The organism is Larkinella harenae (assembly GCF_054780515.1).
Genome location: NZ_BAAGWE010000001.1, coordinates 2,144,781 through 2,169,941 on the forward strand (window position 1 = coordinate 2,144,781; position 25,161 = coordinate 2,169,941).

Consider the following 25,161-nt stretch of genomic DNA (forward strand, 5'->3'; position numbering starts at 1 on the left):
TACACGGATTACGTGCATTGAGCAAGAATTACGATCATCCTTTAATTTAAAATGTAATGCAAAAAGTCACATCCGCGCAGTATTGGAAAAACCGCATGAAGGCGGCAAAAGACCGGCTTCCTGAAGCCCTGGGACAACAGGACGTTGTAAAAGCTGTGGCCGAACTGGCCCCTGAGCTGAACAAGCTGACCAATGCCAACCGTTGGCGAAACGCCTGGTTTATGCACGCTGGCGATCCGCAGTTTACCGAATTGGTCGAACAGGTGGTGGAGAGTCTGAAAACGAAGTCCGCTTGAGTTTCCCCCGTACCCCCCGTTCATCGTCTATTATCTGGTGATCAGTACTTTAATCAGAAATCATTCATCCTTTAATAAACCCATGAACTTGCAAACGATTATTGATGAGTATGAGGAAGATACCCTTCCTTCCCGTACCGATTCTTACCTGGAGAAAGCCCGGCTGATGGTCGAATCAGCCGCCTATCAGTCTCAGTTTCTGCCAGGCCTGAAGCACTTTCGGCAAACTATGCTTTCCATTGAATCACTGATCACCAGAGTTTTAGTAACCCGTTACGGGTGCGACGACTAAACCCGCCTTACGCTATGAACTTGACCGTTATGCGCTCAGGGTTCGGCGTCCAATTATGGGAAAACTGTAGGGGTTAATCTTGCCAGTGTTCTGCTGGCCTGGCTTTGCCAGTGGCGAAGCTGTACCCAAACTTCAAAACTCATTCATCCTTACAATTTCCATGAAGAAGAAAATCGAGATAACGGAGTTGCTGGCCATCGATGGCGGGCTTTCGTATATCATATACCGTTTTCCGGACGCAGCCGAAAGTGTGAACCACCGAACCCGCAAATTTAAGCTTCGGCCGGAAGAGAAAACGGCCAGTGCCAGCCTTAAAAAAGACGATAAAACCGGAACATACATCGTAAAGGATTTTGGTAGCAGCGACAAAGCCATGAATGCCGTGGCGGTGGCGCAATACCTGGACGGATCTGATTTTGTGACGGCGCTGAAAGCTGTGGCGGCTTTCTACAAATACGAAGGGGCCGACGTTCCGGAAACAAAGCCCGATTATAAGTCCTGGCCAGCTAAACCCGATGAAGGGGAGGGGCAAATGAATTTCGAGTTCAAAGAATTCGAGATCCATGACCTGAAGGCGTTATTTTCCACAAATGCCTGGAATACCCTGGGCCAGAACGACGAAGCCCGAATAGTGGAAGGCTCCCGGATTTGTGGGTACTATCACTACAAATGCCTCAAATCGTACACCCAAACCAAAGAAGGCAAAACCCACCAGTATATCAGTACGGAACTGTTTCCGATGTTCCTGATTGATGAAGGCGAATGGAAGAAGCTCTACAAACCGAAGGCCGAAAAGAAGTTCCGGTTTCAGTCTACCGGCAAAAAACCGATCGATTTTATCCACGGACTCGCCCAGGCTCAAAAGAAAGTGGCCGAACTGGTGGCCGCCAATACAGATCCGTCGGGCGAAGAAGACCTGGATGATGATGGCAAACCCGCCAAAAAGAAGAAAAAAGCCAAAGAGAAGCTGGAAGAAATCATTATTTGTACGGGCGGGTCGGATGCCCTGAATGTAGCCGCCATGGGCTTTGCGGTGGTCTGGCAGAACAGCGAAACGGCTTTGCTTTCTCCGGCCGATCATAAAACATTGTGTCGCCTGGCGCAAACGATTTACAACCTTCCGGATATTGATATCACTGGCAAGCGGGAAGCCCACAAACTGGCGATGCAATACCTGGAGATACGGACGATCTGCCTTCCGGACGAACTCCGGAAGCGGATGGATAACAACGGCAACCCCTGTAAAGACGTAAGGGATTATTTGAAATACCACCGGAAGAACGAGTTTCTGGAATTGGTTAAAGTGGCATTACCGTATCAGTTCTGGGATCAGGATGTGGCGCTGGATCGGGATGGCGAACCCCGTATGAAGTTTGGTAAGCTGTTGATGGAATACAAATTTAACAACGTACACGCCTACAACTTCCTGCGTCTGAACGGTTTTGCGCGGTACAAGTCACCGAAGGAGAAAGACGGTTTTTGCTTTATCCGGGAACAGAACAATATCGTTTCCAAGATCGAGCCATCGGCCGTAAAGGACTTCATCCACAACTTTCTGGAAGATCGGCGGTATCCGGTGGATCTGCGGAACGCGATGTACAAAACGCCCTATCTGTCGGATACCAGTATTTCAAACCTGGCGTTTTTCGACGGCGATTTTCAGACCTACGGCCAGGACTATCAGTACCTGTTTTTTGCGAAGAATACCTGGAAGATTACGGGAGAGGGAATTGCAGAAGAGAAGGCTGGAAATCTGGATAAGCACATTTGGGAGCACAAAGTGATTCAGCGGCCGGTTTCGATCCTGAACGATATGTTCACCATTAGCAAGGTAGATGGCCAGTATGATATCGAGATCGGTAATGATCCCGCGCTGTTCCTGAAGTTTCTGATCCAGACCAGCCGGAGCCACTGGCGCAAAGAACTGGAAGACCGGCTGGATTTTGGGCTGATGGATAAGGCCGCCCAGCAATCGTATTGCGATGATAATAACCTGTCGCCCGATGATCTGAAGGCCATGCAATACTGGAGTACGCCGGAGCGACAAGCCGAGTACCGGAAGAAGTACCAGTTTGCCATCGACGGCGAATTATTGACTGACGACGAAGTACAGGAGCAAAAAATGCACCTGATCAATAAGATCTACGCCATCGGGTATTTGCTGCACCGCTACAAAAATCCGGCAAAGCCCTGGGCGGTTTTCGTGATGGATGCCAAGATTTCCGAAAACTCGGAATCGCACGGTGGAGCCGGTAAGGGGATCCTGGCCAAAGGGATTTACAAGCTGGTAACGAAAGTTCAGCTGGACGGCCGGAACCCGCAGCTGGTGGATAATAAGCACTTGCTGGAGAATGTGGATCAGGATACGGATATCGTGCACATGGAAGATGCCGCCGAAAACCTGCCGTTCGGGTTTTTTTATGCGCCATTGACTTCGGCCACTACCATTAACCCTAAACAAAAGAGGTCGTTTGAACTGGAATACGCCGTTTCGCCAAAGTGGCTGTTCGACACCAATTTCGGGGATCGATACACGGATCCATCCAGCCGACGGAGGAAGCTATACGTTGCCTTCTCAGACTATTACCACGAGAATACGGGCGACTACCGGGAGAGCCGTAGCCCGGCCGATGAATTTGGGCTGAATCTGTTCGATGATTTCGACGAAACCGAATGGAACCGCTTTTACAACTTTATGGCCCAATGCCTGAAGTTTTATCTGGGCTGCCAGGAGAAGCTGGAAGCGCCATTATCGAACCTGTCAAAACGAAATCTGATCGCGGTGATGGGGGATCACTTCCGTGCCTGGGCCGATGCCTTTTTCTCTCCGGAGGGCGGGCGGCTGGATCGGCTGATTATCAAGGAAGATGCCCAGGAAGATCTGTTTCGGTCCTCAAAAATTAAGATGAGCAGTCAGCAATTTAAGCGGGCGCTGAAAGCCTGGTGCGGCTTCAACAACTACCAGTATAATCCCGCTGAATTGCTGAATAAACAGGGTTTGATCATCCGGAAGAATTCAGAAGACATTACTAAAGAATTCATCTACATCCGGACGCCGGACGCCGAAATCAACGATATCGCCAAGAATTAACGAGTACTCATTCATCCTTTAATTAACCATAACCATGTCTAAATTTTTAGTTGAGTCCCTGCGGCCACAAGCCGAAATGAACGAGTTGGAAGCGCACCTGGTCAATGTGGCCACCAGCTGGGCCAGCGGCAAAGGAGTGATCAAGCCGGTCACGTTGCCGGGTTTTCTGATGGTGCTGAATAACGAACACAAATGGTTTGTAAAGGACCATCCGGGCACGTCGCCGGTCTATATGTTCATCACGAACGTACCCGGTGACCGGCAGGAAATTTTCATTCAGCCCACTGGCCACAAAGAACCTACGGCCAGGATCAGGACGAAATGACGGTCGCCCACCTTTAGGTTACTTATTCACATTGGCGAAAAATTATCCCGCAATTTTTCGCCACCCCTTCATCCTTTAATTTTCTCTGTAATGATCCTCCTTCAAACTCTCAACCTGGCCAGCCTTTGCCTGGCTCTCCTAATTGCCGTGATCGTGATGTTACCCGGCCTGATCTGCATGGCCTTTCTTACGGCCCTCTTATGCTTTCTATTTCGCGGAATTAAACGACTAATCCAATGACTGCCACTCAAAGAAACAAAGTCGTACAATTCCTGGTGCAGAATGTCGCCCTGGTGATGCTGGCCAAAACGGAGATGGAACCGGCTATTAAAAAGGCCGCTGATAAACACCGGGTAAAGCTCCTAACTGAACTGTCAGCAGACGAACATAAGCCAATATTCATGATGCGTGATATCATGCTGAAACTGGCGGATAAGCTGGTGAACTGTCAGTCTGTCGATGATCTGTCCGCTACGGAGCACCTGATTAATGAATTGATTGCAGGTCGGGTGCTGATTGTAGACGAAGCTACTGGAGACTATTTACACGCTCAAATGCAAGCCCAGAATGGAAGCGAATCAGGAAACTAAGGCGGTGCGAACGGTGGCGCTATATAGCTGGTGGAAATCTCGAAATGGGCAGCGGTTGTTTGCAGTCGTCGATAAGATGAACAAGGGCGTTACCAGCGACTTCCGGACGGTGGGAATCTGGCTCCTGGAAGTGGGCGACCCCAACGCCTTTTATCATTCCATGGGAGATTTTTGGAACCTGGTGGATAAAGAATCGCTGGTGGAAGTGATTCCAGAGCAAAACAACCGGCCGCGCTATGAATAGATATCTGGTTGAGATTGCCACCCACGCCGGTTTTTGCCTGGTGTGGGAATTTGAACTACAAGCCACTTCGATGGATGAAGCGGAAGCGAAAGCCGCCGAATGGATGAATGATAACGGTTTTTCGCTCTGCACCTTCACTTATATAATCAACCAAACTTCTGGGATCCGTGAAGCCCTATTAATGCCCAATGGGTAGAGTCTACTAATTCCGGTGCGGAAATTACCGTTTACTGTACGTTGATTTCTGCACCGAGTTTCAAGCTTTCTGGCTTATTCACATCACTTTCTTATTAAGTTAACTCTTTAATCCACGTTTTATGACCTACTTTTTAAGATTTTTTCCCATTCTTCTTGAAGCCGCTGAATGTATTCCTTAACCGGCTCACCATCGAAGGCTTCCAGAGGTAAAAGCATATCCGCTTTCTCTGGCTCCCTCAAAACAGCTGAGACAATGGTAAAACCTTGTTTAACATAATGATTGAGCAGATCAATACTCAATTCCAGGTTTTCTGAATAAAACACCAGTGGACGGAGGTCGTTGCTATCTCTGTACACAACCGAGAAAATAAGTAACAATGGATGTCTGACGGTTTGGGAGAAGCTAAACCGACAGCTTCAATTAAAGGAGCGGAAAAGAAACTCAGTGTGAACTGATTAGAGTATGCGAACTATAAAAGTTACGCAACTTATATACGTTTAACATTATACTTCTCGAAATGTTCACGAAACTCCCATATCCTAATTACACAAAGCATTTTAGTATTCCCTAAATATAGAATTGGGCGGTAGGTGGACAATTTCAAACCAATAATTACTCAAGAGCTCAACCTGAGGAACGAGCTTATCCAATTCCGACGACTTTTCAATATAGGAAGTAGCTCCCATGTCGTAAAATTTTCGAATGTCATCTTCACAAGTCTGATTATTCCAGATAACAACGGGGATGAGACGGAATTTGGGCTGTTCTTTAAGCATTTTTAAAGACTGAATTCCATCGACATGGGGTGGATCATGATCTATTATTATCAGATTTGGGCGTTGATGCCCCGTGTTCAGGTGAGTAAGCAAAGCTGTATCATTGGCAAAACTTTGTATTAAATGGGGACATTTGGCTTGTTGGAAGGCGTATTGAATCACTGCCCACTTATTGGCATCATGTTCAATAAAAAAGATCAACTTTTTGGTCTTCATGGCTGTCCTAATCTGCTAATTAACAACTCAAAAATTTAAAGTTTTGTTATCAACACATTGGCTTATAACCTTCCCAAAAACAATCGGCCCAATAGCGCAAGCTATCAGACCGATGCAACTGCCAGATACGTTTCCGATTATTCCTTGATATATAAGTCCAGTTTTGTAGGTAAAAAGTTGCATTCAACTTTAAATAAACCTCCGTTTGTTGGACTGCATAAAAAAACCGCCAGCACTGCCAGCGGTTTTTTTTATATCACAACAATATGGCATTAACGATAGGGCTGATCCTTAATTAATCGGATGTTGTTCAGCTCTGGGAGATCCTGAACAGCATCGGCGGGAATAACGCCCCTGGATATCCAACTGGTAATAGTACTTTGTGGGATATCATACTTTTTGGAATACCGCGCAATGGTCAGCCATTCGGCCGTATCGAGCGTAAAACCCAGCGGGGTAATAATCTTTAGGGTCTCTTCTGTTTTCTTCTCCATTGCCGCGAACCCTTGTTCGGCGTCGTTCAATGTTTCTTTGTTCTTAACCATGTTATATAGGGGTTATGGGGGCTTTCGCCCCCTTTCTTATTCATCTGGTGTTTGACTTTCCAACCATTCTAAAATTTGCTTGTGCTTTAGATAGCGGTTGATCCACTTGGTTTCTTCGTCTCGTTCTTCCAAATCGTAATAGTGGTTGTCGAGAACCCGTTTGCAATACTCCATTTGCGCCCGGTGCGTGTTAATCAGATCTTGTAGGGTTTTTTTGTTCATGCTGTTGTGATTAGCTGATGTAAATTTACAAACTGCGTAGTAACTACGCAAACTTTCCAGCCCTTATTTCTCCTTTTTAATCACTAAAAACGAAAACCGCTTTCAATCTTTTTTTTGTGCAAAGTTCAAGACGAATGAAGCAGCCCGTTTTCGGGCTTTTTTTGCGCCCTGACCAGGGCTTTGGGTTTCCTTGCAACCTTCCAAGAAGAATTTTTCAAAAATTCTTTAACTTCTTAAACCAAGCGGATTTTTACTGATAATTAGCTGGCTATCAATCGTTAAACTTTTCTTATTTTCTTTAACGACGTTTAAGAAGTTAAAGAAAATAAAGAGTTAATAAACATGAAGGGGAGGTCATTTTTGGCAAAATGAGGTCGGTTAAAAAAAATATCGAGGTCAGTTAAAGAAAAGTTAAAGAATTGTAAACGAGTAAAGTGTTAATATACAGTTGTTTAGGTAGGGTGTTTAGGAAGTTAAAAAGTTAAAGAAATTTTCCACTTTTTACCTACGCAGCTTGCGCAGTTGTGAAAGTGGGAGCGGGGTATTGGTCATAATTTGATGAGTCGGGGAGACTTGGTAAAATACAAGAATGTAAGTACGGTTTTTGTTGTGCGCCCACATACGGCTGAAAATGTCCATATTTTTCGAACTGGCATTATTTCTGAGCGGTAGAAAATACTTACATTTATCGGACTGCATTAAGGGGTATGCCTTTATGTACACCATCCTTATACCTCCATTCATCCTTTAGTTATGATCTTAGTTATCCCTGTCAAAAGTCACGTTAAAGAGTTTTTTCAATCCTCGCACGTTTTTGGCAAAGAAGCGATTGAAGTACGCCGGAATTCGCGCCTGGGCGAACTGGTGGCCGCCGTATTCTGTACCTACCAACTTCAGGAAATTGATCAGGAAGATTTGGCCCCTGTTGACTTCCTGGATCCGGATCGGCTGCACTTACGATTAAAATTCCCGCTTCGGCCTTGCCTGGTAACGGATGATCGGCTTTTGCAGCTGGGGCGGTTGCTGGAAGTACTGTTTGAGTTTTATTCCATTGGCTGGTGCAAGGGGCGGATGGATATTTATCCGAGCCTGAACGGAGCCGCCGAACGCTTTACAGATAAATACCAGATTAGCCCAGACCATTACACGTCGGATGCCGTACGGAAACTGGTGGCCCGGTCCTCCAAAGATGCTGACGCCTTTTTTGACAAATTGTCGGTGAGCGAAAAACGGGCGGTGATTGCTACGGGGGCAATGAAAACTGAAAATAAAAACGTGGCCAGTTTTGCGGGATAGGTGTCCTTTTTTTGCAAAAACGTGTCCAGAAAACCGCCGGATTGTCCAGCGGTTTTTTTGTTGCCTATTGTGCTCCGAAACATCCCATTTTTAGGTGAATTCAGGCTGTAAACTTGCTGTTTACTCCCTTTTCGTGTCCTACTTTTTTTGATTCAGCCGGGCGAAGTTCGCCCCATGTATTTACAACTTTTTGATACACCCGCCGAAGGCTTGGGAGCAGCCGAAGGCGAAACCAACGCAGGCGGGATCCAGCGGCTTCGGATCATGCCCGCGAATCAGCTTCGGATCCTGCGGCCGGAACGGTTTGCTTTGCCGGGCCGGTCGGGATATCCCGCCTTTACGCTTTCTTCTCAGCACCTGTTTTTTCAGCCGGACTACACCCTGACCGATGTAGAAATCATGCCCGGATCCGGGGAGTTCGCCGAACCCGACAATTCATCCAGTCAGGGCGTTTTATACGCCCCTTCCATTCAGCTGACCATTCCGAAGGTCCGGCCGGACGCCCGGATCTGGTTGCATCAAAACCGGAATGTTCGCTGGATTGCTTTCCTGGCGGATCGGAACGGCTTTTTTCGCTGTGTCGGTACGCCCGATCAACCGCTGGCCTTATCGGTCAACGCTGGTACAGGATCCGGCGTATTGGGTCGCAATCAAACCGTATTGACCTTCTCCGGAAACGTTCAGCAGCCCGCCTATTACCTGCAAGGCATTGACGATGAGTGTTTAATTGATTTGTCGCCGGATTTCGATGAATCCTTCTCTTTTGAATTCAATTCTTAATTTTTCTTACCATGATCAATGTCGATGAAATTTTATTGATGATTGAAGAAGGCATTAAAAGTGCGCCCCCCAATCAGCCACGCATTAACAGTGCGGCTACGGTTCGGGCCTTTTTAAAAGCCTTTGTGGCCAAATTGGCGGCCCAGAATTACACGCCGGACCATAATTGGAACGGCACTCAATTACGCTTTACGCGGGCCGATGGCCAGCCCGGAAATTACGTCGAACTCAAGGGGGCCAAGGGCGACAAAGGCAACAAGGGGGATACGGGCGACACTGGCCCTAAGGGGGATACCGGCCAGACCGGCCCAACTGGCCCCAAAGGGAATACGGGCGATACCGGCCCAACCGGCCCCAAGGGGGATAAGGGCGATATTGGCGATACCGGCCCAACCGGCCCCAAGGGGAATACGGGTGACCCTGGCCCTAAAGGTGATCCCGGTACGCTGACGGCTGCGGCCCTGCCCCTGCGGACCAGCGGAATGAACCGCACCCAGGATAAGCTGGTGTTACAGCGGGGCGATGGCGTCATCGAGCGGCTGGGCAACCTGTTTCAACTCGGTGGCGGCCAGCCCCTGGTGACGGGTAACCTGATCGCCAATGGCAACATGGAGTTTGGCGATCTGAGCAACTTCGTAGCGGGCGATCTCTCGAAACTCTCCTTCGACAGCACCCAGGCCCCACCCGCGGGCGGAGCGGGCGCGATTCGGTATCTGGGGGCCAACGGCTTTTTCCGCATTACGGACCTGATCGGGGTTAACCTGCTACGCAAACACCGGCTTTCGCTGGTGGCCCGCAGTGGTGACGCGGGCGGGGCCAACTACGATACGAATGGGCGGTGTTTTCTGGGCATCATCTGTTACGATGTCGATGGGCAGCCCATCCAGCCCCAGCACTTCATGAAAGTAAACGGATCGGCCCAGACGACCCTGGCGGCTGCGCTCAATCCGGGCCAAACCACCGTCACCCTGACGAGTGCCGCCGGGTGGCATTCTGGAGCCACGGCCTCCCAGCGGCAGATGGCCTGGTACCCTTACACCAACGGGCTGGGCCAGAAATACGACGACTACGGCTATTCGCGCAATCTGTCGTCGAACCAGGCATCCTACTCGACCGTCAACGGCGGGACGTGGGCTTCGGGGGGCATTTCCGGCAACGTAATCACCCTGCGGGCACCCTGGGCGGGTCCGGCCCTGCCCGCGGGCACCAAAGTCGCTAACGTCATGGAAGGCAATACGTATATGTATGCGGCCTCACTCTCGAATGGACTGGTGCCCAACGTCTGGACGCAGTACGAAGCCACCATTCAGGGCATCAACCCCGGCACTACGGAAGATCCGGCCAACATGATGTTCCGTCCGGGGACGGCCTTTATCCGGCCGGTGATGCTGATCAACAACGGAGCGGCCGTCAGCGCCACGTTCTATCTGACGATGCTGGATTTCCGCGAAATCGCCGGAGCCGATCCCGCCACACTTCTGGGTACTACCAACACCTTTACGGGGGCCAACACGTTCAACGGCGACCTATCCGTTAGACGCATTGCCGCCACCGGCTCCCAGCCCTCCGTAACGGGAGGGGTTGGCGCTGGAGCTGGGGCCACGGTCTCCATTGTGGCCGGGTCCACCGATATGGCGGGCACCCTGCAAATTGTCACGGCCTCCAACCCGCAGGGCAATCAAACCATTGCCACCCTGACGTTTGCCACCGCCCTGGCAGCCGCCCCTAAAGTGGTGCTGCTGACGGCCCGTAACAACCAGACGGGCATGGCCATGAACAAGTTTTATGTGGCCAGTAAAACCGCCACTGGCTGGGTGCTCAGTTCGACGGATGCGACCCTGACCGGGGGCACCACCTTTCTTCTGGATTATCTTGTAATACTTTAACTGTTTGACCATGAATCAATTATTGGAATATGGGCTGTTGGTCCAGGAATCGGGAGCCATTACCGGCATCGAAATTGAAATTTCGGATAGCCCCTTGCTGGCGGCCGGTACGAAACGGCGGGTTCGGCTGAAAAAACTGCTGTTCGATGTGGATCTGGAGATCACGGCCATTTTTGAGCTGCGCGTTTTTGACGCGGACGATCAGGATCTGTTTGAACTTTACAACACGGATACGACCCTGGCTCCCAGCGCCAGCCGTGAACGTTTATCCAGGGTGCAGCCGATTGAAATTCCGCGCACGACGCGGGATAGCTTCCGGGATCCCCAGACCGGGGCGGTGGTGCTCTGGGATGCGCCGAACGCCATTCCGGAAATCGTTTTCTTCCAGTCGCTGGCGCTGGCCCACCTTCAGGCACAGGGCTTGCCCCTGGATGGATCGGAACCGTACCTGGTGGTGCTGTACCTGATGCTGGCCAATATCATCCGCGAAAAAGACGCCCTGGGCGAGTTCTGAGGATGAAAAACGGAATCTTTGTTCGCTACCGGGAAGAAGATCCCGACAAGCCGGATCGGTGGGTGATAACCCGGCCGATCCGGTTTAAAACCCTGATTGGAACCATGACGGTTCCGAAGGGGTATGTGACGGATTTTGCCAGTGTTCCGGTTTGGCTGTGGGGTGTTTTTCCGCCGATAGGCCGGTCGAATCGGGGTAGTCTAAAACATGACTATTGGTACGATAACCGCCTGGGGGAAAGCGAGTACGGCCCCTACGTGGCCCGCAAGCTGGCGGACCTGGAATTTCTGAAGGATCTGACCGTGGCCGAGCCGAAACGGTGGTTCCGCAATTACCTGATGTACCTGGCTTGCCGGTGGTTCGGCCGTCGCTGGTGGGTTGATTAGCGTCCAATTCCTTCAAATGCTTCTTTCCTAATGTTGCATTCATGTTGGAATCATTCATAAACGCAAAGTGGGCGCTGGAACCGATGTTCCACAACCGCATGGCCAAGATCATCCTGGATCGGGTAGCAGCGGGCCATGTTCCCCTGGCGGCTTCGGCCGAGCGGGTGGAAAAAGAACGCCGGGATCCGTATTTCGTTTCGGTCCCTGGCCAGGCTAGTCCCAGGGCCAGCTGGGCGTATGAATCCCTGCACAAGCCCAGGGCCGAATCCGGCCGAATTGCCGTTTTGCCGATCATCGGAACGATGTCGCGGTACGGCGATTACTGCACCTACGGGACGGAGGATTACGCCAATTGGATCATCGAAGCCAACGACGATCCGAGCGTTTCGGCGATTGTGCTGGAACTGAATTCGCCCGGTGGCCAGGTGGACGGCACCGAGTACCTGGGCGAAGTGATCCGCCAGTCCCAGAAGCCCGTTGTGGCCTGGGTAGCCGGAATGGCGGCTTCGGCGGCTTACTGGATCGCCAGCCAGGCGCGGATGATCATCCTGGAATCGGCCACCAGTTCGGAAGTGGGATCGATCGGTGTGCTGGCCATGCACATCGACGCTAGCCAGGCCTACGAAAAGGCGGGCTACAAAGTGACCATCGTTCGTTCGGAAGGATCGGAGGACAAAGCCCTGTTTAATAGTGTCGAACCGCTTTCGGAGGGAGTCCTGACCGAAACCAAAGAGATACTGAAGGCCATCCGGGATACGTTCGTGGAGACGGTCAAAGCCGGTCGGCCGGGGATTTCGGGCGATGTGTTTTCCGGAAAAATGTTCATCGGCCGCGATGCCCTCAAACGCCAGATGGCGGACAAAATTGGCTTTCTGGGCGATGCTATCGCGGAAGCGGATCGGCTGGCCCTGGCGGCTTAACCCTGCATTCATTCATCCTTTAATTCATACTTTTTTATGGCAAAAACGCTCCAAAGCTTCGCCCGCAAACAGGCCGAAGAAGAGAAAAAAGAAAGTGAGGTAACCCCGCCAAAGGAAACCGAAACCACCACCGAAACGGAAAGTGAAGAGTCGGAAGAAACCGAATCGGAGGAAACCGAAACCACCACCGAAACGGAAGCGGCCGATAAAAAATCGGCTGCTGCACTCCAGCCGGGCCAGGTGGCCATTAACGCTTCGGATCTGAAGAAACTCCGGGCGGATGCCGATGCGTGGAACAAAAACAAGGCTCAATTTGCCACGCTGACCGACTGGCACAAATCCATGAAGGAGGCCGGGGCCAATGTGCCGGGCAAAGAAGACACGACGAACCACCACGAAAAAGGGGCGTCGTCGGTTTCGGATCAGCCTTGGAACAAAAAGGCGTCGGAGGTGTACGGCAAGAGTGCGAAGAAGTCCTAAGTAGGGTACTGATCAGGGTTTTACGGGCAAGCAGTTCATTTTTTCATTCATCCTTTAATTTTTAATTCAGTGGCAGCAGATTCATTAAATCTCACCAAGTTGGCCGACTCGCTGGAAGAATACGCCCGCGAGAACTACGACCACATTTACGGCCGCGCGATGATCCCAGGCGTGGATCAGGGCGTGGACGGATCGGCCATCGTGCCCATCGATGAGTACATGACTTCGATCCAGACGTCGGATGAAGTGGTGCTGTCGGAACTGGAGATCGGCGACGTGGCCCAACCAGGCGGGAAGGATACGTTTAATCCGACGAATAACGCCGTGATCCCCGATGCGCGGATTGGAAAAGTACGCCAGGTGAAAGTAGACGTGCTGTTCAGCCACGAAAAGATCATGGCGTTTTACAAATCCTGGCTGGGAATGGTCAAATCCAAGCGGATCAACCCGGAAGAAGTGCCCCTGGAAGAGCACATTACGGCGGGGATCCTGGCCAAATACCGGGAAAACATCCGGGTGAAAACGCTCTGGAACGGGGTGTACAACAAAGCCGGTGAGACGCCTTTTGACGTGATGGACGGAATTCGGACCCAGGTACTGGCGGAAATCGCCAGTGGGGGAATCCCATCGGCCAACATCATTGATACGGCCGCCATCACGGTCGAAAATGCCGTGGCTGAAATCGAAAAAATCGTGGCGGCTCTGCCGGATGCCGAACTGTACGGAAGTATGGTTTGCGTGACCAATCGCCAGATCAAGACCTTCTACGAGCTGAATTACCGGAAGCTGTACGGAACGCTGCCGTACAACACCGGCCAGGAAAAGGATATCATCGTGGGAACGAATATCCGCTTTGTGGTCGAACCGGGTCTGTCGGGATTTGCGCGGCCGTTGTTTACGCCGAAGGGGAATCTGGTCTATCTGTACGATGATATGGATGGAGCGGATACGCTGGCGACCGACTACAACAAACGCCAGCGGAACCTGGCCTGGTTGATGGATGCCCAGGTGGGCGCGGGTATCGCCCAGCCACACCGGATTTGGACCAACGACTAATTCAAGAAGGCCACCTGTTTCGGCGGGTGGCCCTCTCTTCAAACCCTGTTTTCAAATTGTTTCACCCCTTCATTTTTCAAGTTGTATGAAATCAATTCAAGGTTTTTTGCTGGCTGCCTTTGTGTTTGCGGTGGCCGTTATTTTGCCCCAGGAACTGCTGGCGATGGCCCAGCATTCGGATTCGGTGTCGATGCTGTTTAGCCCGGATGCGATCCTGGGGATGGCGGGCGCGGGCGTGGTTAGCCTGGCAAACCTGGATGGTACAAGTTACCAGAAGTCCAATCCGGGCGGTACGCGCCGGTTGCTGGTCATTGGCAAGCGGGATTTTGCCAAGACCTGGCCCGTAGAAGCTAATCTGGTTACGGGAGAAGTGACGGCGGCTCCTGAACTGAAGGCCGGAAAGTCGTTCGCCGAGTATGAGTTTGCGCCCGATACGTTTTCGATGGATGACGCCAGCCAGGGCGATCCGGGTTTTATGTCGTACAAGCACAGTGTGGGCTTTATGATCGCCGGTTTTGGCAAGGATATCGTGAGCGAGATGCAAAAGCATTTGAACGCCGGTTGCGTAATCATTGCCGAATTGAACGACGGCCAGTTTGTGGTGGGTGGCTCTTCCGATAACCCGTTCTATTTGAAGAAAGAATTCAAGGGCGGGGCCAAAGGGGCCGATAAACGCGGCAACACCCTGAAAGGGGAACAGGATGGCTTTATGTGGGGATTAACGCCCCTGGCGGCTTCGGTGGTAACAGCCCTGGCGCTGGCTCCAGGAGAAGACGACGATTAAGCCCAGCCCATGCTGACCAAGTACAGACTGATCCACGTTCCCAGCGGGGGCGTGGATCATTTGCTGGATGGCCACCGGGTTCGGATTAACCAGAACCTGACCAATGAACAGGCCGACCGTTTAAAGGCGCTAGGCCTGCCGTATTTCCAGCTAATCGAACCCATTACCCCAACCGCCGAATTACCGGCCCCAACTCATGGCGAAGAAGAAAGCCCAACCAACCCCCCCACCAGCCCCCGACGCAGCCGTAAACGTGCCGCCAGCGGACAATTCACCAAAGCCGAATGAATCAGGTACGGATCTGCCTGGCCACGATGGGGCTGGAACTGTCGAGCCTGTTGGCCCTAATGGAAACGGCGTTGATGGATCCGGATCCGTTGCCGGTGGTGATGGTTCAGCCGCTGGAACGGGATTACCGGATGGATCAGGCGGACCTGAAGCCGGTGATGATTCTATTTCGGGAGCCGGAACCGGACCCGCTGCCGGATCTGGATCAGCTGCTGATGGCCATGCAGGCCCAGACGATCAGCCTGACGGCGAACTACCAGCTGGAGACCAAACGCCAGCTGATCCCGATCCAGCAGCGCCTGAATTGGATGGCGCGGATCCCGATCCGGATCCCGACAATGATCCGGACGATGACGAAGCGGATCCGGACGAAGAAGCGCAAGATCAAGCCCCGGATTCGGAATCGGTTGATGAGCGGACGGCCCGGATCCGGGCCAAAGCCCAGGCGGATCTGGAAACACTGAAAAGCCAATCGGCGGCCGGTGTGGCCCCATCGGATGATGATCCGGACGAAAGCGACGACGTGCCTCCGGCGGTCGAAGATCCGGATCCCGAACGCACGGCCCGGATCCGGGCCAAAGCCCGCACGGAGTTGGTGGGTATCTACCTGGAATCGGCCGGGCGGGCCTTGCAGGCGAAGAAGAAAGCCGACGACGCCCAGCCGGATCGGCGGGAAGCGTAAGCAACTGGAGTACTCAAAAGGCGGCCTGGAATCGGGCCGCCTTTTGCCGTTTATTCGCTCCATGCTAACAACTGTTTACATCCCCCCACTTTCGGACTTCCTGGAAGCCGAAGGAATCAACGCTGGCCAGCTGTATCTGGCCCTGGAAGCGTACGCGGATCACCTGGCGCAGCACATTGACCTAAAACACGATGCGGTGGCCCAGCCCCTGGAATACCTGGAGATCAAAGACTTTGAAGATACCATTCAGGCCTTTCTCCAGCAGCTGCCCAAGATTTTGCCCGATGAACCGGATTTTGTGGTAGAAGACGAAGAAGACGATGACTGAAACCGAACACAAAGCCCAGCTGAAAAAGGCCAAAGCCAATCTGGAGCTGAAACAAATGTACCACCGCGCCGGAAAGGTGTCGAAAGCCGACGTGGCCGAAGCCCAGCTGATTTATGATCAGCTGAAGGCCTACCGGGTGCCGGTGGAACCGCTGCCGGTTGAAAGAAGTAATTCACTTGCTGCCGAATCGGCGGTGGTACTCCCGGCCATGCCGGTTTCGGAATTTACGCGGCTGCTGGAAGAACTGACCATCGAAAACGCCGAAGCCCACAAGCAAATGGCGATGCGGGCGAACCGCCTGGCGGATTATCCGGATACGGTGAACGTGAAAGGGCTGGTGGACGAGATCCAGGAATGGAAAGCCAAACGGAACGCCCTGGGCGAGAAAATAGCCTATTTAAAGGCGAACGGGCGCTTACCGGACCTTGCACCCGTTCCGGACGCCGAAGACGCGCCAGAAGCGGTAAAATCGACCTTCCTGGCGAATCTGCCCGCTGAACGCTATGAGTTAAGCAGGTTGATCACGAATTCGCTGTCGCCAAAGGTCAGCCGCGCCCGCAAAGGCCTGGCACGCGCTAAAACCGATTTGTGGCGGGCGCACTACACCAAACAGCTGGCCCAGGCCGAAGCCGAACTGGCGCTGGCCAAATCCAAAATGGCCGCCCTGGCCTAGCGATTTTGGGAAAGTCCAAAAAAAGACGCCCCCTTTTCGGGTAGAAGGGGGCGTTTTGCGTCCTGTGAATCGGATTTTTCCCGCCGTACTCTTGCCCAAACAGACAATCAGACGATGGCAAAAACCACGGCGCTTCAGCGCATGAAACGGGTGCTGAAGATCGATGAAACCAAGATCGATAAGTACCTGGCGTATTACCACGAAAACGCCCCCTTATCACCCGAAGAACACCAGATGCTGGATAAGTACCGCAAAGCCTGGCATAACCTGAGCCTGGGCCGCACGTACGATATGACGCTGGGTATGCTGATGAAGGATTACAGCATCCAGGAGCGCCAGGCCCGGTACATCATCGCGGAATCGGCCTATATCTTCGGCAACATTCAGCACCTGGACAAACAGGCCAAGAAAATGGCGTCGGCCAACTACTACCGATTGCTTTCCAACATGGCCCGCGTTCAGGGCGATTTTGAAGCCGCCAGCCGGGCCTGGGAGCGGGCCGATAAACTCGAAGGCTTGTACGAAGAAGAGAAAACCGGCCTGAAGCCCGAAGACTTCCTGAAAGCAGCCCGGTTTGTTTTCAGCAGCGATGTAAAGGTATTGGAAGCCGCACAAAAAGAACGGGAAAGGGCCGACGATGAGTAAGCTGGAAAAGGTCAAGCAGATCTACGTGAACGCCAAACAGTCCAAGTTCCTGCGGAGCCGGGCCAACCGGAAAACCTTCCAGGGCGGCCGGGGATCCGGCAAAACGACAACGCTGGGGTACGTGGTGGGCATGATGTTCGAGCACATGCCCAGGGCGAAAGTGGTGCTGGCTGGACTGACCTACGTGCAGCTGGATCTGATTGTGTTACCCGAAATCAAAAATAGCCTGGAGCGAATGGGGTACACCGAACTCAGCAAGGCGAATCTGCTGGGCGTGTACGTGATCGGCCAGCAGCCGCCCGATGAGTGGCTGAAACCGTATTCGAGTCCCGGAAAAAAGGGGTGGCAGTATTGCATGTGTTTTATCAATGGCTTTACGGTTCAATTCGTCAGCCAGGACCGGCCCGATTCCCAGCGGGGGATTAATTCGGATGGCATTCTGATCGATGAGTCGGCCACCATGAAACACGATTTTATCAAGACCGTCCTTTTGCCCGCCAAACGGGCCAACCCCAAAGCGGGTTTTGCCAGGTCCCATTTGCACCTGGCCTTCTACGATTTTTCGTCGGCGGCCTGGTTTCAGGAAGGCATGTGGATTTATGAAACGGAAGACCGCTGGAAAGCGGATCTGGAAAAACGGGCCGCTATGACGGCCGATGAAAAGGAGCGGATCCCGCCCGAAACGCTGTACTTGGAAAGCACCTGGGAGGATAATAAAGACGCGCTGCCCCCTGATTACTACCGGACGCTGGAAGAAAACCTGGATCCGATTACCCTGGACGTGGAAGTTTGGAACCGACGCTTGGGCCAATTGCCCAACGGTTTTTATTACGCCTTTACCACGCTTCGGCACTGCTACTACGAATCGTTCCGCTACGAGTACGACGATAAAACCAAGCTACAGCTGCACCAGTCAAACGACTACCGGGATAATCGTTTACTGGAAGTATCCCTGGATTTTAATAATGCGATTTGCTGGCAGGTAGTGGGCCAGGAAGTGGGGCTGGAGCTGCGGATTATCTGGTCGGAGTTTAAGAAACCTGCTATCGACAAGCCCAAGAACCTGGTGGTGCAGCTGGCCGAATCGTTCGTCGAGCGGTACAAGAACCATCCTACCAAGGAGGTTGCCCTGTGGGGGGATCCGGGTGGAAAAGCGACATCGGCCACCACCAGCGAGGATAACAAGCCTTTCTTTGAGCAGTACTGTGATGTGCTGATCAAGGCCGGGTGGAAGATCCGTCGGGAGTACCTGCGCTTCACCTATCCTAGCCACAAGGATAAGTACATCCTGACTAACCATCTGCTGGAGGAAGCCAGTGAGCGCACACCACGGATCCGCCTGAACCAGAACACCAACAAGCCGCTGATCATCGCGATCCAGATGACTCCTGTTAAGGCTGAATTCAAGAAGAACAAGAAGTCGGAAGAGAGCGAGAAGAACCGCGAATACGCAACCGACGGAACCGATGCACTGGACTACCTGGTCTGGGGTAAGTACCGCAAGCTGATGCCTAACAGTCGAGTTGGTCAGCAGAATCAGATCTTCATTTATCGCGGTCGCTGATCCAACCCAATCCCAACCACCCGCGCACCCCGCCACGGTCCCGGCCGTGGTCGGGGGTAGGGAGTTATATTCCATATTTTGGCACCGCCATGGCGGCCAACGATAAAGGGCGGGCCCCCTTTCTGTGTTTCAGATCTGCGATTTTGAGACGACTCCAGAGTAAGCCATTCACCTTCAGTTAATTGCCCAAAAACAGACTGCAAAACGCCTTGAGAGAATGCCGCTATAAGGGCGAAAAAGCGTCCTATTGGCTTCAAAATGCCCGACTTATTCTTGCATAGACTTGAAAATTCGATGGCAAAACAGACAATTACCCTCAAAACCGTCCTGCACGAAATCAACCAGCCAGGGCACGAATTCGGCCTGAAGTTTAGAACCCTGTCGGGGGATACCAGCATCAAACGCCGGGTGAAGAAGAACCCTGGCAAAGCATCGACACCAGCCGGAAGCGGAGAAAAAAAAGATCTGCATTCCATCAAGCGCAACATGACCCGAGCCGGGGCGCTGCTGCTGTACGATGTGGAGAAACGCCACCCCTTTGAAGTAAAAATCGAACTGATGGTCGAGTACAACGGTGACCGAATTTTTCACAATTACTAAGCTATGGCGAAGTCAAGAATTACCAAGCTGTCGAGCAACGTGTACACGTTATCGTACGGCGCTAAAAAGGAAGCCGCCCTGGTGACGTTCGGCGAAGCGGATATTTCCGCCCACGTTGCCGGGGCGGGCTTTAAAACCCGATCCGAATACGTGCCCTGGGGCAAGAAAGATGATCAGCTGGTGAGGATGCACAAGCTGGCCAGCGACTCGCCCAACAAATGGCGGCTGATCAAAACCCGGCGCGACTTTATGACCGGCCTGGGCGTGTATACCCACGCCGGAAAGAAGGGCAAAGCCCAGGGTACGCGCTTTGAACCCGTTGTGTACCCTCCGTTTCAGGCGTGGAAAGACCTGGTGAACTGGGATCTGGAATTCGTATCGATGGGGCTACAGTACGCCTTCAGCGGCAATGCCTTTGTGGTGCTGACGCTGGATCTGTCGAAACACCTGGTGGGCGTGGAAGTGCTGGACGCTTTCAAATGCCGGGTCCGCAAGCTCAAAGCGGGCGAAACCAAAGTATCGGCCTACCTGGTGAATCCCAACTTCGGAACCAAGGCCTATAAAGCGGCTGATACGAAAGTGTATCCCGCTTTCGATCCCAAGGATCCGACCAGGTATCCCGTTTGCATTCTCCAGCTGATGGACCGCATTCCTGGCCAGGACTATTATTCGTTTCCGGAATGGTGGAGCACCGAAAGCTGGACCAACGTGGCCAACAAGATCCCGCGCTTTCACGATAACGGCCTGGACAATGGGTACAACATCAAGTACCACATTTCGATCCCCGACGACTATTTCGACCGGGATGGGCTGGACGATGAAGCCAAAGAAAAGCTTCAGCAGGAAGTGCTCCAGCAAATGGGCGAGTCCCTGGAAGGCGTCGAGAACCCGGAGAAAGTCCTGTTTACCTTCCACAAACGCGGGTTAGCGGGCCAGCAGGATAGCGCCGGGGTCATCATCGAGCCGTTGAAAAACACCATGTCGGACGATGCCTATATGAAGCTGTTTAATACGGCGAACGTGGCCCAGGCTTCCGGCCACGGGGTGTTACCGACCCTGGCCGGGATTGACACGGGAAGCAAATTTGGCGGATCCGGCAAGGAACTGGAAGCGTCCGCCAACTACCAGCAGGGCTTTCTGACGTACGTGGACCGGCTGGTTTTGCTCCAGGTGCTGCGGATCGCCAAACGGCTCAATGACTGGCCCGCCGAAATGGATTTCGATATCGAAAACATTGCCCTGTACACGTTCGACGTGACGCCAGCGGGAGCCGGGCAAAATCCGAATAACAAGAAATCGAAAGCGGATCCGGAACCATCCGACGAAGACGAAGAAACCGAGGACGAAACCGAAAACAAAGACGACGATGCTGTTTAAGGATACGGGAAAAATCGATGACCAGGATGGCCTGAAAGCCTACCTGGGCGGCATTCAGAAAACCATGGCGTGGGACACCTGGCGGCCGTTTGTGGAAAATGCCGAACTAACGTACATCCTGCCCGCCATCGGCCAGGGACTGTACGATGAATTGCTGGCCGATAACTTATCCGACGTGAAGAAGCGACTGAAGCACCGGCTGAAAATGGCCGTGGCCTGGTTTGCTTACGCCGAAGCCCTGCCCAGCCTGGCCACCACGACCGGGGATGGGGGCATTGTCGTTCCCACGCCCGGCAATTCGGCCGTGATGCCCAAATGGCTCTACCTGGAGGCCCGCAAGAAGCACGAAGAAAAGGCGGATCGCAACCTGGAAGCCGCCCTGGTGTGGCTGGAAGCCAACGCCGATTTGTTTCCGGATTGGAAACAGTCCGAGTTCTACACCATCCAGAACAGCCGGTTCATTCGGTCGGCCACGGAAGCCAGCAAATTTTTTCCCGCAATTCGGAGCAGCCGACGCCTGTTTCTGGCCATCCGGAATTACTTCAATACCGCTGAAGATGACCAGATCCGGCCGGTGCTGGGCGGACTGTACCCGGTGCTGCTGGAGCGGATGAAAGAAGGCACGTTGTCGGCTCAGGAAGCCGAAGCCCTGCGGCTGGCCCGCCAGGCGCTGGTTCAACTGGGCTTTGCCGAAGCGGTGCCGTATTTGAATCTGAATACGGAATTTCGCCTGGTGTACGATATCGACGGCGGGGCCGTGGCCGAACAGCCCCTAAATTCCCAGCGGCTGGAGATCATTCACCAGAAAGCACTGAGCAAGGGCGAAGCCAAACGCGCCGAACTGATCAATTACCTGAACGCCAACGCCAGCGCCCAGGTGTTGGCCGCTTACTTCCAAAGCCCGCTGTACGTGGCTCCCCAAGGCGTTTTATCCCGTCGTTTTCCCAACCAACCCGGTAACTCTTTTTACGTGTTATGATGCTCAAACGCTACTTCCAAAGCCTGGCCATCGGGGCGGTGCAATTTTTATACGGGGTGCTGATTCTGGTGCGGCTGCTGCTGAATACCGTCCTGGATCGGTTGCCCTGGTGGGTGCTACTTTTACCGCTGCTGCTGGTGCTGGCCCTGGTGGCCGGGCTGGCGGTGTGGGCGCTGTTGTGCGCCGTCTATTTTTCAATCCGTCTTGTCTATCAAAAACAAAAATTTCAATGAACACAAAATTGTCCGGCCCGAAGATGGCCACCGAATCCAAAAACGAGGTGAACGGCCACGTGGTCGGATCCACGCCATCCCAGCCCGCTGTGGATCCGAAAGCAGCCGCCCAGCAAGCCATTTTGGACGCCGAAGCCCTGCTGGCCCGGATCCAGGAGGAAGAAGAAGCCGAGCAGGTAGCCCGCCGTTCGCGCCTGGCGGCCAAACGCGAAGTACACCTGCGGGATGCTGAAAATTTTCGCAACATGGCCAGGAATGAATCCGATCCGGAAGAAAAACGGACGCTGTTGCAGCTGGCGCGGGAAGATGAACAGCTGGCCTACCAGCTGGGCCAGGAACTGGGGTTAAGCCAGCCCGATCCCAACCAGGCGTCTAAACCGAAATTGCCCTGGCTAAAGCGGCCGGTGGTGGCCTTTCTTCAGGTGGCCGGAATCCTGCTGGCTATTACCTACTGCTACCGCCAGTTCAATCGGTTTAACGAGTACATCCAGCGAATGAACGAGACGCTACCGCCCGAAAAACACCTGCAACCGTACGATATCACGTCGGTGCAAAAGTTCTTCTGGGAAAAGCTGGTGATTTTCGCGGATCTGCCGGTGGCGCTGTTGGTCCTGTTTCTGATCGTGCCGTTTGTTGGTTTTTACGTCCTACCATTCCTGCGTTCCCGGAAAGACTTTTACACGGAGTTTAACGAAGAACTAACGCCGTGGCAACGATCACTCATTACAACCATTTTCTGTTTAGGCTTATTGTTTTATCTGGCCTTATCGCATTCGGTCAAACCCTGACCGCCCAGACTAAAAAAACAACCCAGGCGGCCGCTTCGGCGCTGGCGAAAAAAGCCAGTGACTCGAAGCGGCCGCCTGTATTTCCAACCTTTCAAACGGAAGCCCAGCTTCGCCAGGCCGTATATGATTCGGCGGCCGTATTCGTGGGCAAAACCGAGCGCACGAATCAGAATGATGCCGAATGGATTACGGCGATCAACCGCTTTTCAGGCTTGCCCAAAAATGCCCACTATTGCGCGTCGGCCTTCTACTACGTGCACGCCGTGAACGGGGTGAAGCTGCCGGTAGAAAAGGCGGGGGTGGGGATGGTCCGAACGTATTTCAGTCAGCCCAAACGGATCATTTACCGGCGCAATGGCCGGGGAAATCAGCGGATCGGACCCAAGCCGGGCCGCATGGACGCGGTTTCGCTGTTTGCCAGCCATATCGAAGGCATTGCCCAGGATCGGTACGATCCCGAGGAAGATGACCGGGTGCGGTGCATCGGCTTTAACACAACCGGGGGCAAGGGCACCAAAGGCGGCTGTTACGTCAATTACCGCAAAACGAGCGAGATCAAAGCAATTGCCAACTGGATCACACCATACTGGACCAGTCTTAAATCTTCCCAACTATGAGGAAAGTGTTTGCATTCATTCGCCAGGATGGCCGCCGATTCGCCTGGGAAATCGGCCTGGCCATCCTGGTTTCGGTAGTCAGCTGGGCGGTGGGGTATTTTCTCAATCAGCGCCAGTTAGCCAGCTGCCAGGACGAACGCGCGGCCCTGATGGACCAAGTACGTAAAGAAGAACAGTTTCGCCAGGAAGTGCATTACGGCCAAAAGCTGAAGGAAAAGGATCTGATCATACTATCCCAAGCGAATGAAAATCTGGAATTACGCAAAAAAATGGCTCTGGATTCTGCTAATCTGCTTTCCCTTACCGAAGCTATGCGGGCAGTCAATGGGCGGTATAAGCGCGGAAACTGATTCGGCCATCCGGGCCGAGTTTATGGCCAATGCCAAGCTGATCCACGCGGACCTGATTAAAGGAGACTTTGCCGCTGAAAAGACGGCAAATGCTCAGGCTAGTTTTGAGGTCTGCAAAGACGCCTTAAAGGTCAGCCAGGCGGCCGAAACCGAAGCCAAAAGCCAGGTAGTAGAAGCCAGAAACGCCCTGACTACGGAAGCCGACAAACGGCGTAAAACTGAACGGGAAGTCTGGATCTGGCGCGGTTTAGCCGTTTTAACCTTCGTGTTGATGTTGCGATGAAAAAGAAAAAAATTCAGATCGGTTCCGAAACGTTCCGAATGCCCCAGGCCTGGGCTGATTGCTCCAGTGCCCAGATACTGGATTTGTTGCCGCTAACGCTGACGGATCTGGACAAACTGGATCCGGGCCAGCGAGCCAAAATCAAGTACGAAGCCGCCAGGCGACTGCTTCAGGCTCCGGAAGACCTGCTGGATCAGTTGGATGCTGCCCAGCGGTGGCGGTTGATGCGGCTGGCGGGCTGGGTGTTTACCGAGCGGATCCGGCACAAACCCTTTGAGTCCTTCGAGGTTCAGGGTGTTTCCTACCATCTTTTTGCGGAAAACTTCGCCGATACCAGCGCCATCGAAATCGCCATGGCGAACATGCAGTACCTGGCTTACGCCCGGCGCGAAAGCCCCAACCCCCAGGCGGTTTATCAGCTGGTGGCCACCTTGTGCCGGCCGCTTCGGAAAGACCTGGCCAGGGCTAAAAAATCGGTGGACTGGAACGGCGATTCGCGGGAAGCTTATAACACCATTCTGGCCGAAGAACGGGCGGTGGTGTTTGAAAAGAAGAAGTTACCGCTGGGGGTGATCATGGGCGTACTCCAGTATTTCGAGTTTACCAATAACCGCTTTCTGGAACGCTACAAACACGCCTACGAACCCGCCGACGATGACGAAGAACCGCTGTATCCGGATGGTCGGGGCTTGATTACGACGTTCATGGACGTAGCAAAAACGGGCGTCTTTGGTGAGTTCGACCAGGTTTGCCGCCAGAATGGACATACGGTATGGATGTTTTTGCTGGATAATAACTTGAAAATTAGGCGGGCTAACGCACGAATGGAAAGAGAAATGGATTAAACGCTAAAGAG

At 52.9% G+C, this 25,161-nt stretch carries 36 protein-coding genes; 32 read left to right on the forward strand and 4 right to left on the reverse strand.

Features of this window, described 5'->3' with window-relative positions; genetic code table 11:
• Nucleotides 1-56 precede the first annotated feature (56 nt).
• The 7 genes from ACYVH9_RS08735 to ACYVH9_RS08765 all read left to right on the forward strand — a co-directional run bounded on the left by ACYVH9_RS08735 (nucleotide 57) and on the right by ACYVH9_RS08765 (nucleotide 5,034).
• Nucleotides 57-296 carry a hypothetical protein gene (locus tag ACYVH9_RS08735; protein ID WP_460635919.1) on the forward strand — a complete coding sequence of 80 codons (240 nt, stop codon included), beginning with the start codon at nucleotides 57-59 and terminating at the stop codon, nucleotides 294-296.
• An 82-nt stretch (nucleotides 297-378) separates the two neighbouring features.
• Entirely contained in the window at nucleotides 379-588 is a 210-nt protein-coding gene (locus ACYVH9_RS08740) for a hypothetical protein (protein ID WP_460635920.1), read from the forward strand.
• Between the two features lie 160 nt (nucleotides 589-748).
• Nucleotides 749-3,679 (forward strand): hypothetical protein, encoded by a 2,931-nt coding sequence (locus tag ACYVH9_RS08745; RefSeq protein ID WP_460635921.1) that lies wholly within the window; start codon nucleotides 749-751, stop codon nucleotides 3,677-3,679.
• A gap of 34 nt (nucleotides 3,680-3,713) precedes the next feature.
• Complete coding sequence (locus tag ACYVH9_RS08750) at nucleotides 3,714-4,004, forward strand: hypothetical protein (RefSeq protein ID WP_460635922.1); 291 nt, start codon at nucleotides 3,714-3,716, stop codon at nucleotides 4,002-4,004.
• Between the two features lie 236 nt (nucleotides 4,005-4,240).
• Entirely contained in the window at nucleotides 4,241-4,594 is a 354-nt protein-coding gene (locus tag ACYVH9_RS08755; RefSeq protein WP_460635923.1) for a hypothetical protein, read from the forward strand.
• A complete protein-coding gene (locus ACYVH9_RS08760) occupies nucleotides 4,572-4,838 on the forward strand; it encodes a hypothetical protein (protein ID WP_460635924.1) in 267 nt (88 codons plus the stop codon). The genes ACYVH9_RS08755 and ACYVH9_RS08760 overlap by 23 nt, the downstream gene beginning before the upstream one ends.
• The gene (locus ACYVH9_RS08765; protein WP_460635925.1) at nucleotides 4,831-5,034 is read left to right on the forward strand and encodes a hypothetical protein; all 204 of its coding nucleotides are present in this window, start codon (nucleotides 4,831-4,833) and stop codon (nucleotides 5,032-5,034) included. The genes ACYVH9_RS08760 and ACYVH9_RS08765 overlap by 8 nt, the downstream gene beginning before the upstream one ends.
• A gap of 119 nt (nucleotides 5,035-5,153) precedes the next feature.
• Here the strand turns inward: ACYVH9_RS08765 and ACYVH9_RS08770 are convergent, their stop codons facing one another.
• The 4 genes from ACYVH9_RS08770 to ACYVH9_RS08785 form a co-directional block, all read right to left on the reverse strand.
• A complete protein-coding gene (locus ACYVH9_RS08770; protein WP_460635926.1) occupies nucleotides 5,154-5,336 on the reverse strand; it encodes a hypothetical protein in 183 nt (60 codons plus the stop codon).
• Between the two features lie 258 nt (nucleotides 5,337-5,594).
• Complete coding sequence (locus ACYVH9_RS08775) at nucleotides 5,595-6,029, reverse strand: response regulator (RefSeq protein WP_460635927.1); 435 nt, start codon at nucleotides 6,027-6,029, stop codon at nucleotides 5,595-5,597.
• Between the two features lie 272 nt (nucleotides 6,030-6,301).
• Entirely contained in the window at nucleotides 6,302-6,574 is a 273-nt protein-coding gene (locus ACYVH9_RS08780; RefSeq protein WP_460635928.1) for a hypothetical protein, read from the reverse strand.
• A 36-nt stretch (nucleotides 6,575-6,610) separates the two neighbouring features.
• Nucleotides 6,611-6,796 carry a hypothetical protein gene (locus ACYVH9_RS08785; protein ID WP_460635929.1) on the reverse strand — a complete coding sequence of 62 codons (186 nt, stop codon included), beginning with the start codon at nucleotides 6,794-6,796 and terminating at the stop codon, nucleotides 6,611-6,613.
• 753 nt (nucleotides 6,797-7,549) lie between these two features.
• Between ACYVH9_RS08785 and ACYVH9_RS08790 the strand changes: the two genes are divergently transcribed.
• The 25 genes from ACYVH9_RS08790 to ACYVH9_RS08910 all read left to right on the forward strand — a co-directional run bounded on the left by ACYVH9_RS08790 (nucleotide 7,550) and on the right by ACYVH9_RS08910 (nucleotide 25,150).
• Nucleotides 7,550-8,092 carry a hypothetical protein gene (locus ACYVH9_RS08790; RefSeq protein ID WP_460635930.1) on the forward strand — a complete coding sequence of 181 codons (543 nt, stop codon included), beginning with the start codon at nucleotides 7,550-7,552 and terminating at the stop codon, nucleotides 8,090-8,092.
• A 174-nt stretch (nucleotides 8,093-8,266) separates the two neighbouring features.
• Entirely contained in the window at nucleotides 8,267-8,872 is a 606-nt protein-coding gene (locus tag ACYVH9_RS08795) for a hypothetical protein (RefSeq protein ID WP_460635931.1), read from the forward strand.
• A gap of 11 nt (nucleotides 8,873-8,883) precedes the next feature.
• Nucleotides 8,884-10,758, forward strand: coding sequence for a hypothetical protein (locus ACYVH9_RS08800; protein ID WP_460635932.1), 1,875 nt, complete (start codon nucleotides 8,884-8,886; stop codon nucleotides 10,756-10,758).
• Between the two features lie 10 nt (nucleotides 10,759-10,768).
• On the forward strand, nucleotides 10,769-11,272 hold the full coding sequence (locus ACYVH9_RS08805) for a hypothetical protein (RefSeq protein ID WP_460635933.1): 504 nt from the start codon (nucleotides 10,769-10,771) through the stop codon (nucleotides 11,270-11,272).
• 2 nt (nucleotides 11,273-11,274) lie between these two features.
• Complete coding sequence (locus ACYVH9_RS08810) at nucleotides 11,275-11,658, forward strand: DUF1353 domain-containing protein (protein ID WP_460635934.1); 384 nt, start codon at nucleotides 11,275-11,277, stop codon at nucleotides 11,656-11,658.
• Nucleotides 11,659-11,756: 98 nt separating this feature from the next.
• Nucleotides 11,757-12,578: a S49 family peptidase gene (locus ACYVH9_RS08815; protein ID WP_460635935.1), complete on the forward strand. Its 822-nt coding sequence runs from the start codon at nucleotides 11,757-11,759 to the stop codon at nucleotides 12,576-12,578.
• A gap of 36 nt (nucleotides 12,579-12,614) precedes the next feature.
• Nucleotides 12,615-13,058, forward strand: coding sequence for a hypothetical protein (locus ACYVH9_RS08820; RefSeq protein WP_460635936.1), 444 nt, complete (start codon nucleotides 12,615-12,617; stop codon nucleotides 13,056-13,058).
• Nucleotides 13,059-13,127: 69 nt separating this feature from the next.
• On the forward strand, nucleotides 13,128-14,114 hold the full coding sequence (locus ACYVH9_RS08825; protein ID WP_460635937.1) for a hypothetical protein: 987 nt from the start codon (nucleotides 13,128-13,130) through the stop codon (nucleotides 14,112-14,114).
• 85 nt (nucleotides 14,115-14,199) lie between these two features.
• Complete coding sequence (locus tag ACYVH9_RS08830; RefSeq protein WP_460635938.1) at nucleotides 14,200-14,898, forward strand: hypothetical protein; 699 nt, start codon at nucleotides 14,200-14,202, stop codon at nucleotides 14,896-14,898.
• A 9-nt stretch (nucleotides 14,899-14,907) separates the two neighbouring features.
• Nucleotides 14,908-15,186 (forward strand): hypothetical protein, encoded by a 279-nt coding sequence (locus tag ACYVH9_RS08835; protein WP_460635939.1) that lies wholly within the window; start codon nucleotides 14,908-14,910, stop codon nucleotides 15,184-15,186.
• The gene (locus tag ACYVH9_RS08840) at nucleotides 15,183-15,650 is read left to right on the forward strand and encodes a hypothetical protein (protein WP_460635940.1); all 468 of its coding nucleotides are present in this window, start codon (nucleotides 15,183-15,185) and stop codon (nucleotides 15,648-15,650) included. Before ACYVH9_RS08835 ends, ACYVH9_RS08840 begins: the two co-directional genes overlap by 4 nt.
• Nucleotides 15,651-15,670: 20 nt before the next feature.
• Nucleotides 15,671-15,868 (forward strand): hypothetical protein, encoded by a 198-nt coding sequence (locus ACYVH9_RS08845; RefSeq protein WP_460635941.1) that lies wholly within the window; start codon nucleotides 15,671-15,673, stop codon nucleotides 15,866-15,868.
• 61 nt (nucleotides 15,869-15,929) lie between these two features.
• Nucleotides 15,930-16,196, forward strand: a complete 267-nt coding sequence (locus tag ACYVH9_RS08850; protein WP_460635942.1) for a hypothetical protein — start codon at nucleotides 15,930-15,932, stop codon at nucleotides 16,194-16,196.
• Nucleotides 16,189-16,869 carry a hypothetical protein gene (locus ACYVH9_RS08855; protein ID WP_460635943.1) on the forward strand — a complete coding sequence of 227 codons (681 nt, stop codon included), beginning with the start codon at nucleotides 16,189-16,191 and terminating at the stop codon, nucleotides 16,867-16,869. Before ACYVH9_RS08850 ends, ACYVH9_RS08855 begins: the two co-directional genes overlap by 8 nt.
• 114 nt (nucleotides 16,870-16,983) lie before the next feature.
• Nucleotides 16,984-17,514, forward strand: a complete 531-nt coding sequence (locus ACYVH9_RS08860) for a hypothetical protein (RefSeq protein ID WP_460635944.1) — start codon at nucleotides 16,984-16,986, stop codon at nucleotides 17,512-17,514.
• Nucleotides 17,507-19,078 carry a terminase large subunit domain-containing protein gene (locus ACYVH9_RS08865; RefSeq protein ID WP_460635945.1) on the forward strand — a complete coding sequence of 524 codons (1,572 nt, stop codon included), beginning with the start codon at nucleotides 17,507-17,509 and terminating at the stop codon, nucleotides 19,076-19,078. The genes ACYVH9_RS08860 and ACYVH9_RS08865 overlap by 8 nt, the downstream gene beginning before the upstream one ends.
• 294 nt (nucleotides 19,079-19,372) lie before the next feature.
• Entirely contained in the window at nucleotides 19,373-19,678 is a 306-nt protein-coding gene (locus ACYVH9_RS08870; RefSeq protein WP_460635946.1) for a hypothetical protein, read from the forward strand.
• Between the two features lie 3 nt (nucleotides 19,679-19,681).
• On the forward strand, nucleotides 19,682-21,055 hold the full coding sequence (locus ACYVH9_RS08875) for a hypothetical protein (RefSeq protein WP_460635947.1): 1,374 nt from the start codon (nucleotides 19,682-19,684) through the stop codon (nucleotides 21,053-21,055).
• Nucleotides 21,045-22,034 (forward strand): DUF6712 family protein, encoded by a 990-nt coding sequence (locus tag ACYVH9_RS08880; RefSeq protein WP_460635948.1) that lies wholly within the window; start codon nucleotides 21,045-21,047, stop codon nucleotides 22,032-22,034. Before ACYVH9_RS08875 ends, ACYVH9_RS08880 begins: the two co-directional genes overlap by 11 nt.
• Nucleotides 22,031-22,267, forward strand: a complete 237-nt coding sequence (locus ACYVH9_RS08885) for a hypothetical protein (protein ID WP_460635949.1) — start codon at nucleotides 22,031-22,033, stop codon at nucleotides 22,265-22,267. The genes ACYVH9_RS08880 and ACYVH9_RS08885 overlap by 4 nt, the downstream gene beginning before the upstream one ends.
• Nucleotides 22,264-23,055 carry a hypothetical protein gene (locus ACYVH9_RS08890; RefSeq protein WP_460635950.1) on the forward strand — a complete coding sequence of 264 codons (792 nt, stop codon included), beginning with the start codon at nucleotides 22,264-22,266 and terminating at the stop codon, nucleotides 23,053-23,055. The genes ACYVH9_RS08885 and ACYVH9_RS08890 overlap by 4 nt, the downstream gene beginning before the upstream one ends.
• Nucleotides 22,974-23,672, forward strand: coding sequence for a hypothetical protein (locus ACYVH9_RS08895; RefSeq protein ID WP_460635951.1), 699 nt, complete (start codon nucleotides 22,974-22,976; stop codon nucleotides 23,670-23,672). Before ACYVH9_RS08890 ends, ACYVH9_RS08895 begins: the two co-directional genes overlap by 82 nt.
• On the forward strand, nucleotides 23,669-24,022 hold the full coding sequence (locus ACYVH9_RS08900) for a hypothetical protein (RefSeq protein WP_460635952.1): 354 nt from the start codon (nucleotides 23,669-23,671) through the stop codon (nucleotides 24,020-24,022). The genes ACYVH9_RS08895 and ACYVH9_RS08900 overlap by 4 nt, the downstream gene beginning before the upstream one ends.
• Nucleotides 23,997-24,305, forward strand: coding sequence for a hypothetical protein (locus ACYVH9_RS08905; protein WP_460635953.1), 309 nt, complete (start codon nucleotides 23,997-23,999; stop codon nucleotides 24,303-24,305). Before ACYVH9_RS08900 ends, ACYVH9_RS08905 begins: the two co-directional genes overlap by 26 nt.
• Complete coding sequence (locus ACYVH9_RS08910; RefSeq protein ID WP_460635954.1) at nucleotides 24,302-25,150, forward strand: hypothetical protein; 849 nt, start codon at nucleotides 24,302-24,304, stop codon at nucleotides 25,148-25,150. The genes ACYVH9_RS08905 and ACYVH9_RS08910 overlap by 4 nt, the downstream gene beginning before the upstream one ends.
• The last annotated feature ends 11 nt before the right edge of the window (nucleotides 25,151-25,161 follow it).

Excerpts from the sequence above, each read along its gene's own strand:
- ACYVH9_RS08735 (WP_460635919.1), top strand. The coding sequence starts at position 57 with ATGCAAAAAGTCACATCCGCGCAGTATTGGAAAAACCGCATGAAGGCG.
- ACYVH9_RS08740 (WP_460635920.1), top strand. The coding sequence starts at position 379 with ATGAACTTGCAAACGATTATTGATGAGTATGAGGAAGATACCCTTCCT.
- ACYVH9_RS08745 (WP_460635921.1), top strand. The coding sequence starts at position 749 with ATGAAGAAGAAAATCGAGATAACGGAGTTGCTGGCCATCGATGGCGGG.
- ACYVH9_RS08750 (WP_460635922.1), top strand. The coding sequence starts at position 3,714 with ATGTCTAAATTTTTAGTTGAGTCCCTGCGGCCACAAGCCGAAATGAAC.
- ACYVH9_RS08755 (WP_460635923.1), top strand. The coding sequence starts at position 4,241 with ATGACTGCCACTCAAAGAAACAAAGTCGTACAATTCCTGGTGCAGAAT.
- ACYVH9_RS08760 (WP_460635924.1), top strand. The coding sequence starts at position 4,572 with ATGGAAGCGAATCAGGAAACTAAGGCGGTGCGAACGGTGGCGCTATAT.
- ACYVH9_RS08765 (WP_460635925.1), top strand. The coding sequence starts at position 4,831 with ATGAATAGATATCTGGTTGAGATTGCCACCCACGCCGGTTTTTGCCTG.
- ACYVH9_RS08775 (WP_460635927.1), bottom strand. The coding sequence starts at position 6,029 with ATGAAGACCAAAAAGTTGATCTTTTTTATTGAACATGATGCCAATAAG.
- ACYVH9_RS08780 (WP_460635928.1), bottom strand. The coding sequence starts at position 6,574 with ATGGTTAAGAACAAAGAAACATTGAACGACGCCGAACAAGGGTTCGCG.
- ACYVH9_RS08785 (WP_460635929.1), bottom strand. The coding sequence starts at position 6,796 with ATGAACAAAAAAACCCTACAAGATCTGATTAACACGCACCGGGCGCAA.
- ACYVH9_RS08790 (WP_460635930.1), top strand. The coding sequence starts at position 7,550 with ATGATCTTAGTTATCCCTGTCAAAAGTCACGTTAAAGAGTTTTTTCAA.
- ACYVH9_RS08795 (WP_460635931.1), top strand. The coding sequence starts at position 8,267 with ATGTATTTACAACTTTTTGATACACCCGCCGAAGGCTTGGGAGCAGCC.
- ACYVH9_RS08800 (WP_460635932.1), top strand. The coding sequence starts at position 8,884 with ATGATCAATGTCGATGAAATTTTATTGATGATTGAAGAAGGCATTAAA.
- ACYVH9_RS08805 (WP_460635933.1), top strand. The coding sequence starts at position 10,769 with ATGAATCAATTATTGGAATATGGGCTGTTGGTCCAGGAATCGGGAGCC.
- ACYVH9_RS08810 (WP_460635934.1), top strand. The coding sequence starts at position 11,275 with ATGAAAAACGGAATCTTTGTTCGCTACCGGGAAGAAGATCCCGACAAG.
- ACYVH9_RS08815 (WP_460635935.1), top strand. The coding sequence starts at position 11,757 with ATGGCCAAGATCATCCTGGATCGGGTAGCAGCGGGCCATGTTCCCCTG.
- ACYVH9_RS08820 (WP_460635936.1), top strand. The coding sequence starts at position 12,615 with ATGGCAAAAACGCTCCAAAGCTTCGCCCGCAAACAGGCCGAAGAAGAG.
- ACYVH9_RS08830 (WP_460635938.1), top strand. The coding sequence starts at position 14,200 with ATGAAATCAATTCAAGGTTTTTTGCTGGCTGCCTTTGTGTTTGCGGTG.
- ACYVH9_RS08835 (WP_460635939.1), top strand. The coding sequence starts at position 14,908 with ATGCTGACCAAGTACAGACTGATCCACGTTCCCAGCGGGGGCGTGGAT.
- ACYVH9_RS08840 (WP_460635940.1), top strand. The coding sequence starts at position 15,183 with ATGAATCAGGTACGGATCTGCCTGGCCACGATGGGGCTGGAACTGTCG.
- ACYVH9_RS08850 (WP_460635942.1), top strand. The coding sequence starts at position 15,930 with ATGCTAACAACTGTTTACATCCCCCCACTTTCGGACTTCCTGGAAGCC.
- ACYVH9_RS08855 (WP_460635943.1), top strand. The coding sequence starts at position 16,189 with ATGACTGAAACCGAACACAAAGCCCAGCTGAAAAAGGCCAAAGCCAAT.
- ACYVH9_RS08860 (WP_460635944.1), top strand. The coding sequence starts at position 16,984 with ATGGCAAAAACCACGGCGCTTCAGCGCATGAAACGGGTGCTGAAGATC.
- ACYVH9_RS08865 (WP_460635945.1), top strand. The coding sequence starts at position 17,507 with ATGAGTAAGCTGGAAAAGGTCAAGCAGATCTACGTGAACGCCAAACAG.
- ACYVH9_RS08870 (WP_460635946.1), top strand. The coding sequence starts at position 19,373 with ATGGCAAAACAGACAATTACCCTCAAAACCGTCCTGCACGAAATCAAC.
- ACYVH9_RS08875 (WP_460635947.1), top strand. The coding sequence starts at position 19,682 with ATGGCGAAGTCAAGAATTACCAAGCTGTCGAGCAACGTGTACACGTTA.
- ACYVH9_RS08880 (WP_460635948.1), top strand. The coding sequence starts at position 21,045 with ATGCTGTTTAAGGATACGGGAAAAATCGATGACCAGGATGGCCTGAAA.
- ACYVH9_RS08885 (WP_460635949.1), top strand. The coding sequence starts at position 22,031 with ATGATGCTCAAACGCTACTTCCAAAGCCTGGCCATCGGGGCGGTGCAA.
- ACYVH9_RS08890 (WP_460635950.1), top strand. The coding sequence starts at position 22,264 with ATGAACACAAAATTGTCCGGCCCGAAGATGGCCACCGAATCCAAAAAC.
- ACYVH9_RS08900 (WP_460635952.1), top strand. The coding sequence starts at position 23,669 with ATGAGGAAAGTGTTTGCATTCATTCGCCAGGATGGCCGCCGATTCGCC.
- ACYVH9_RS08905 (WP_460635953.1), top strand. The coding sequence starts at position 23,997 with ATGGGCGGTATAAGCGCGGAAACTGATTCGGCCATCCGGGCCGAGTTT.
- ACYVH9_RS08910 (WP_460635954.1), top strand. The coding sequence starts at position 24,302 with ATGAAAAAGAAAAAAATTCAGATCGGTTCCGAAACGTTCCGAATGCCC.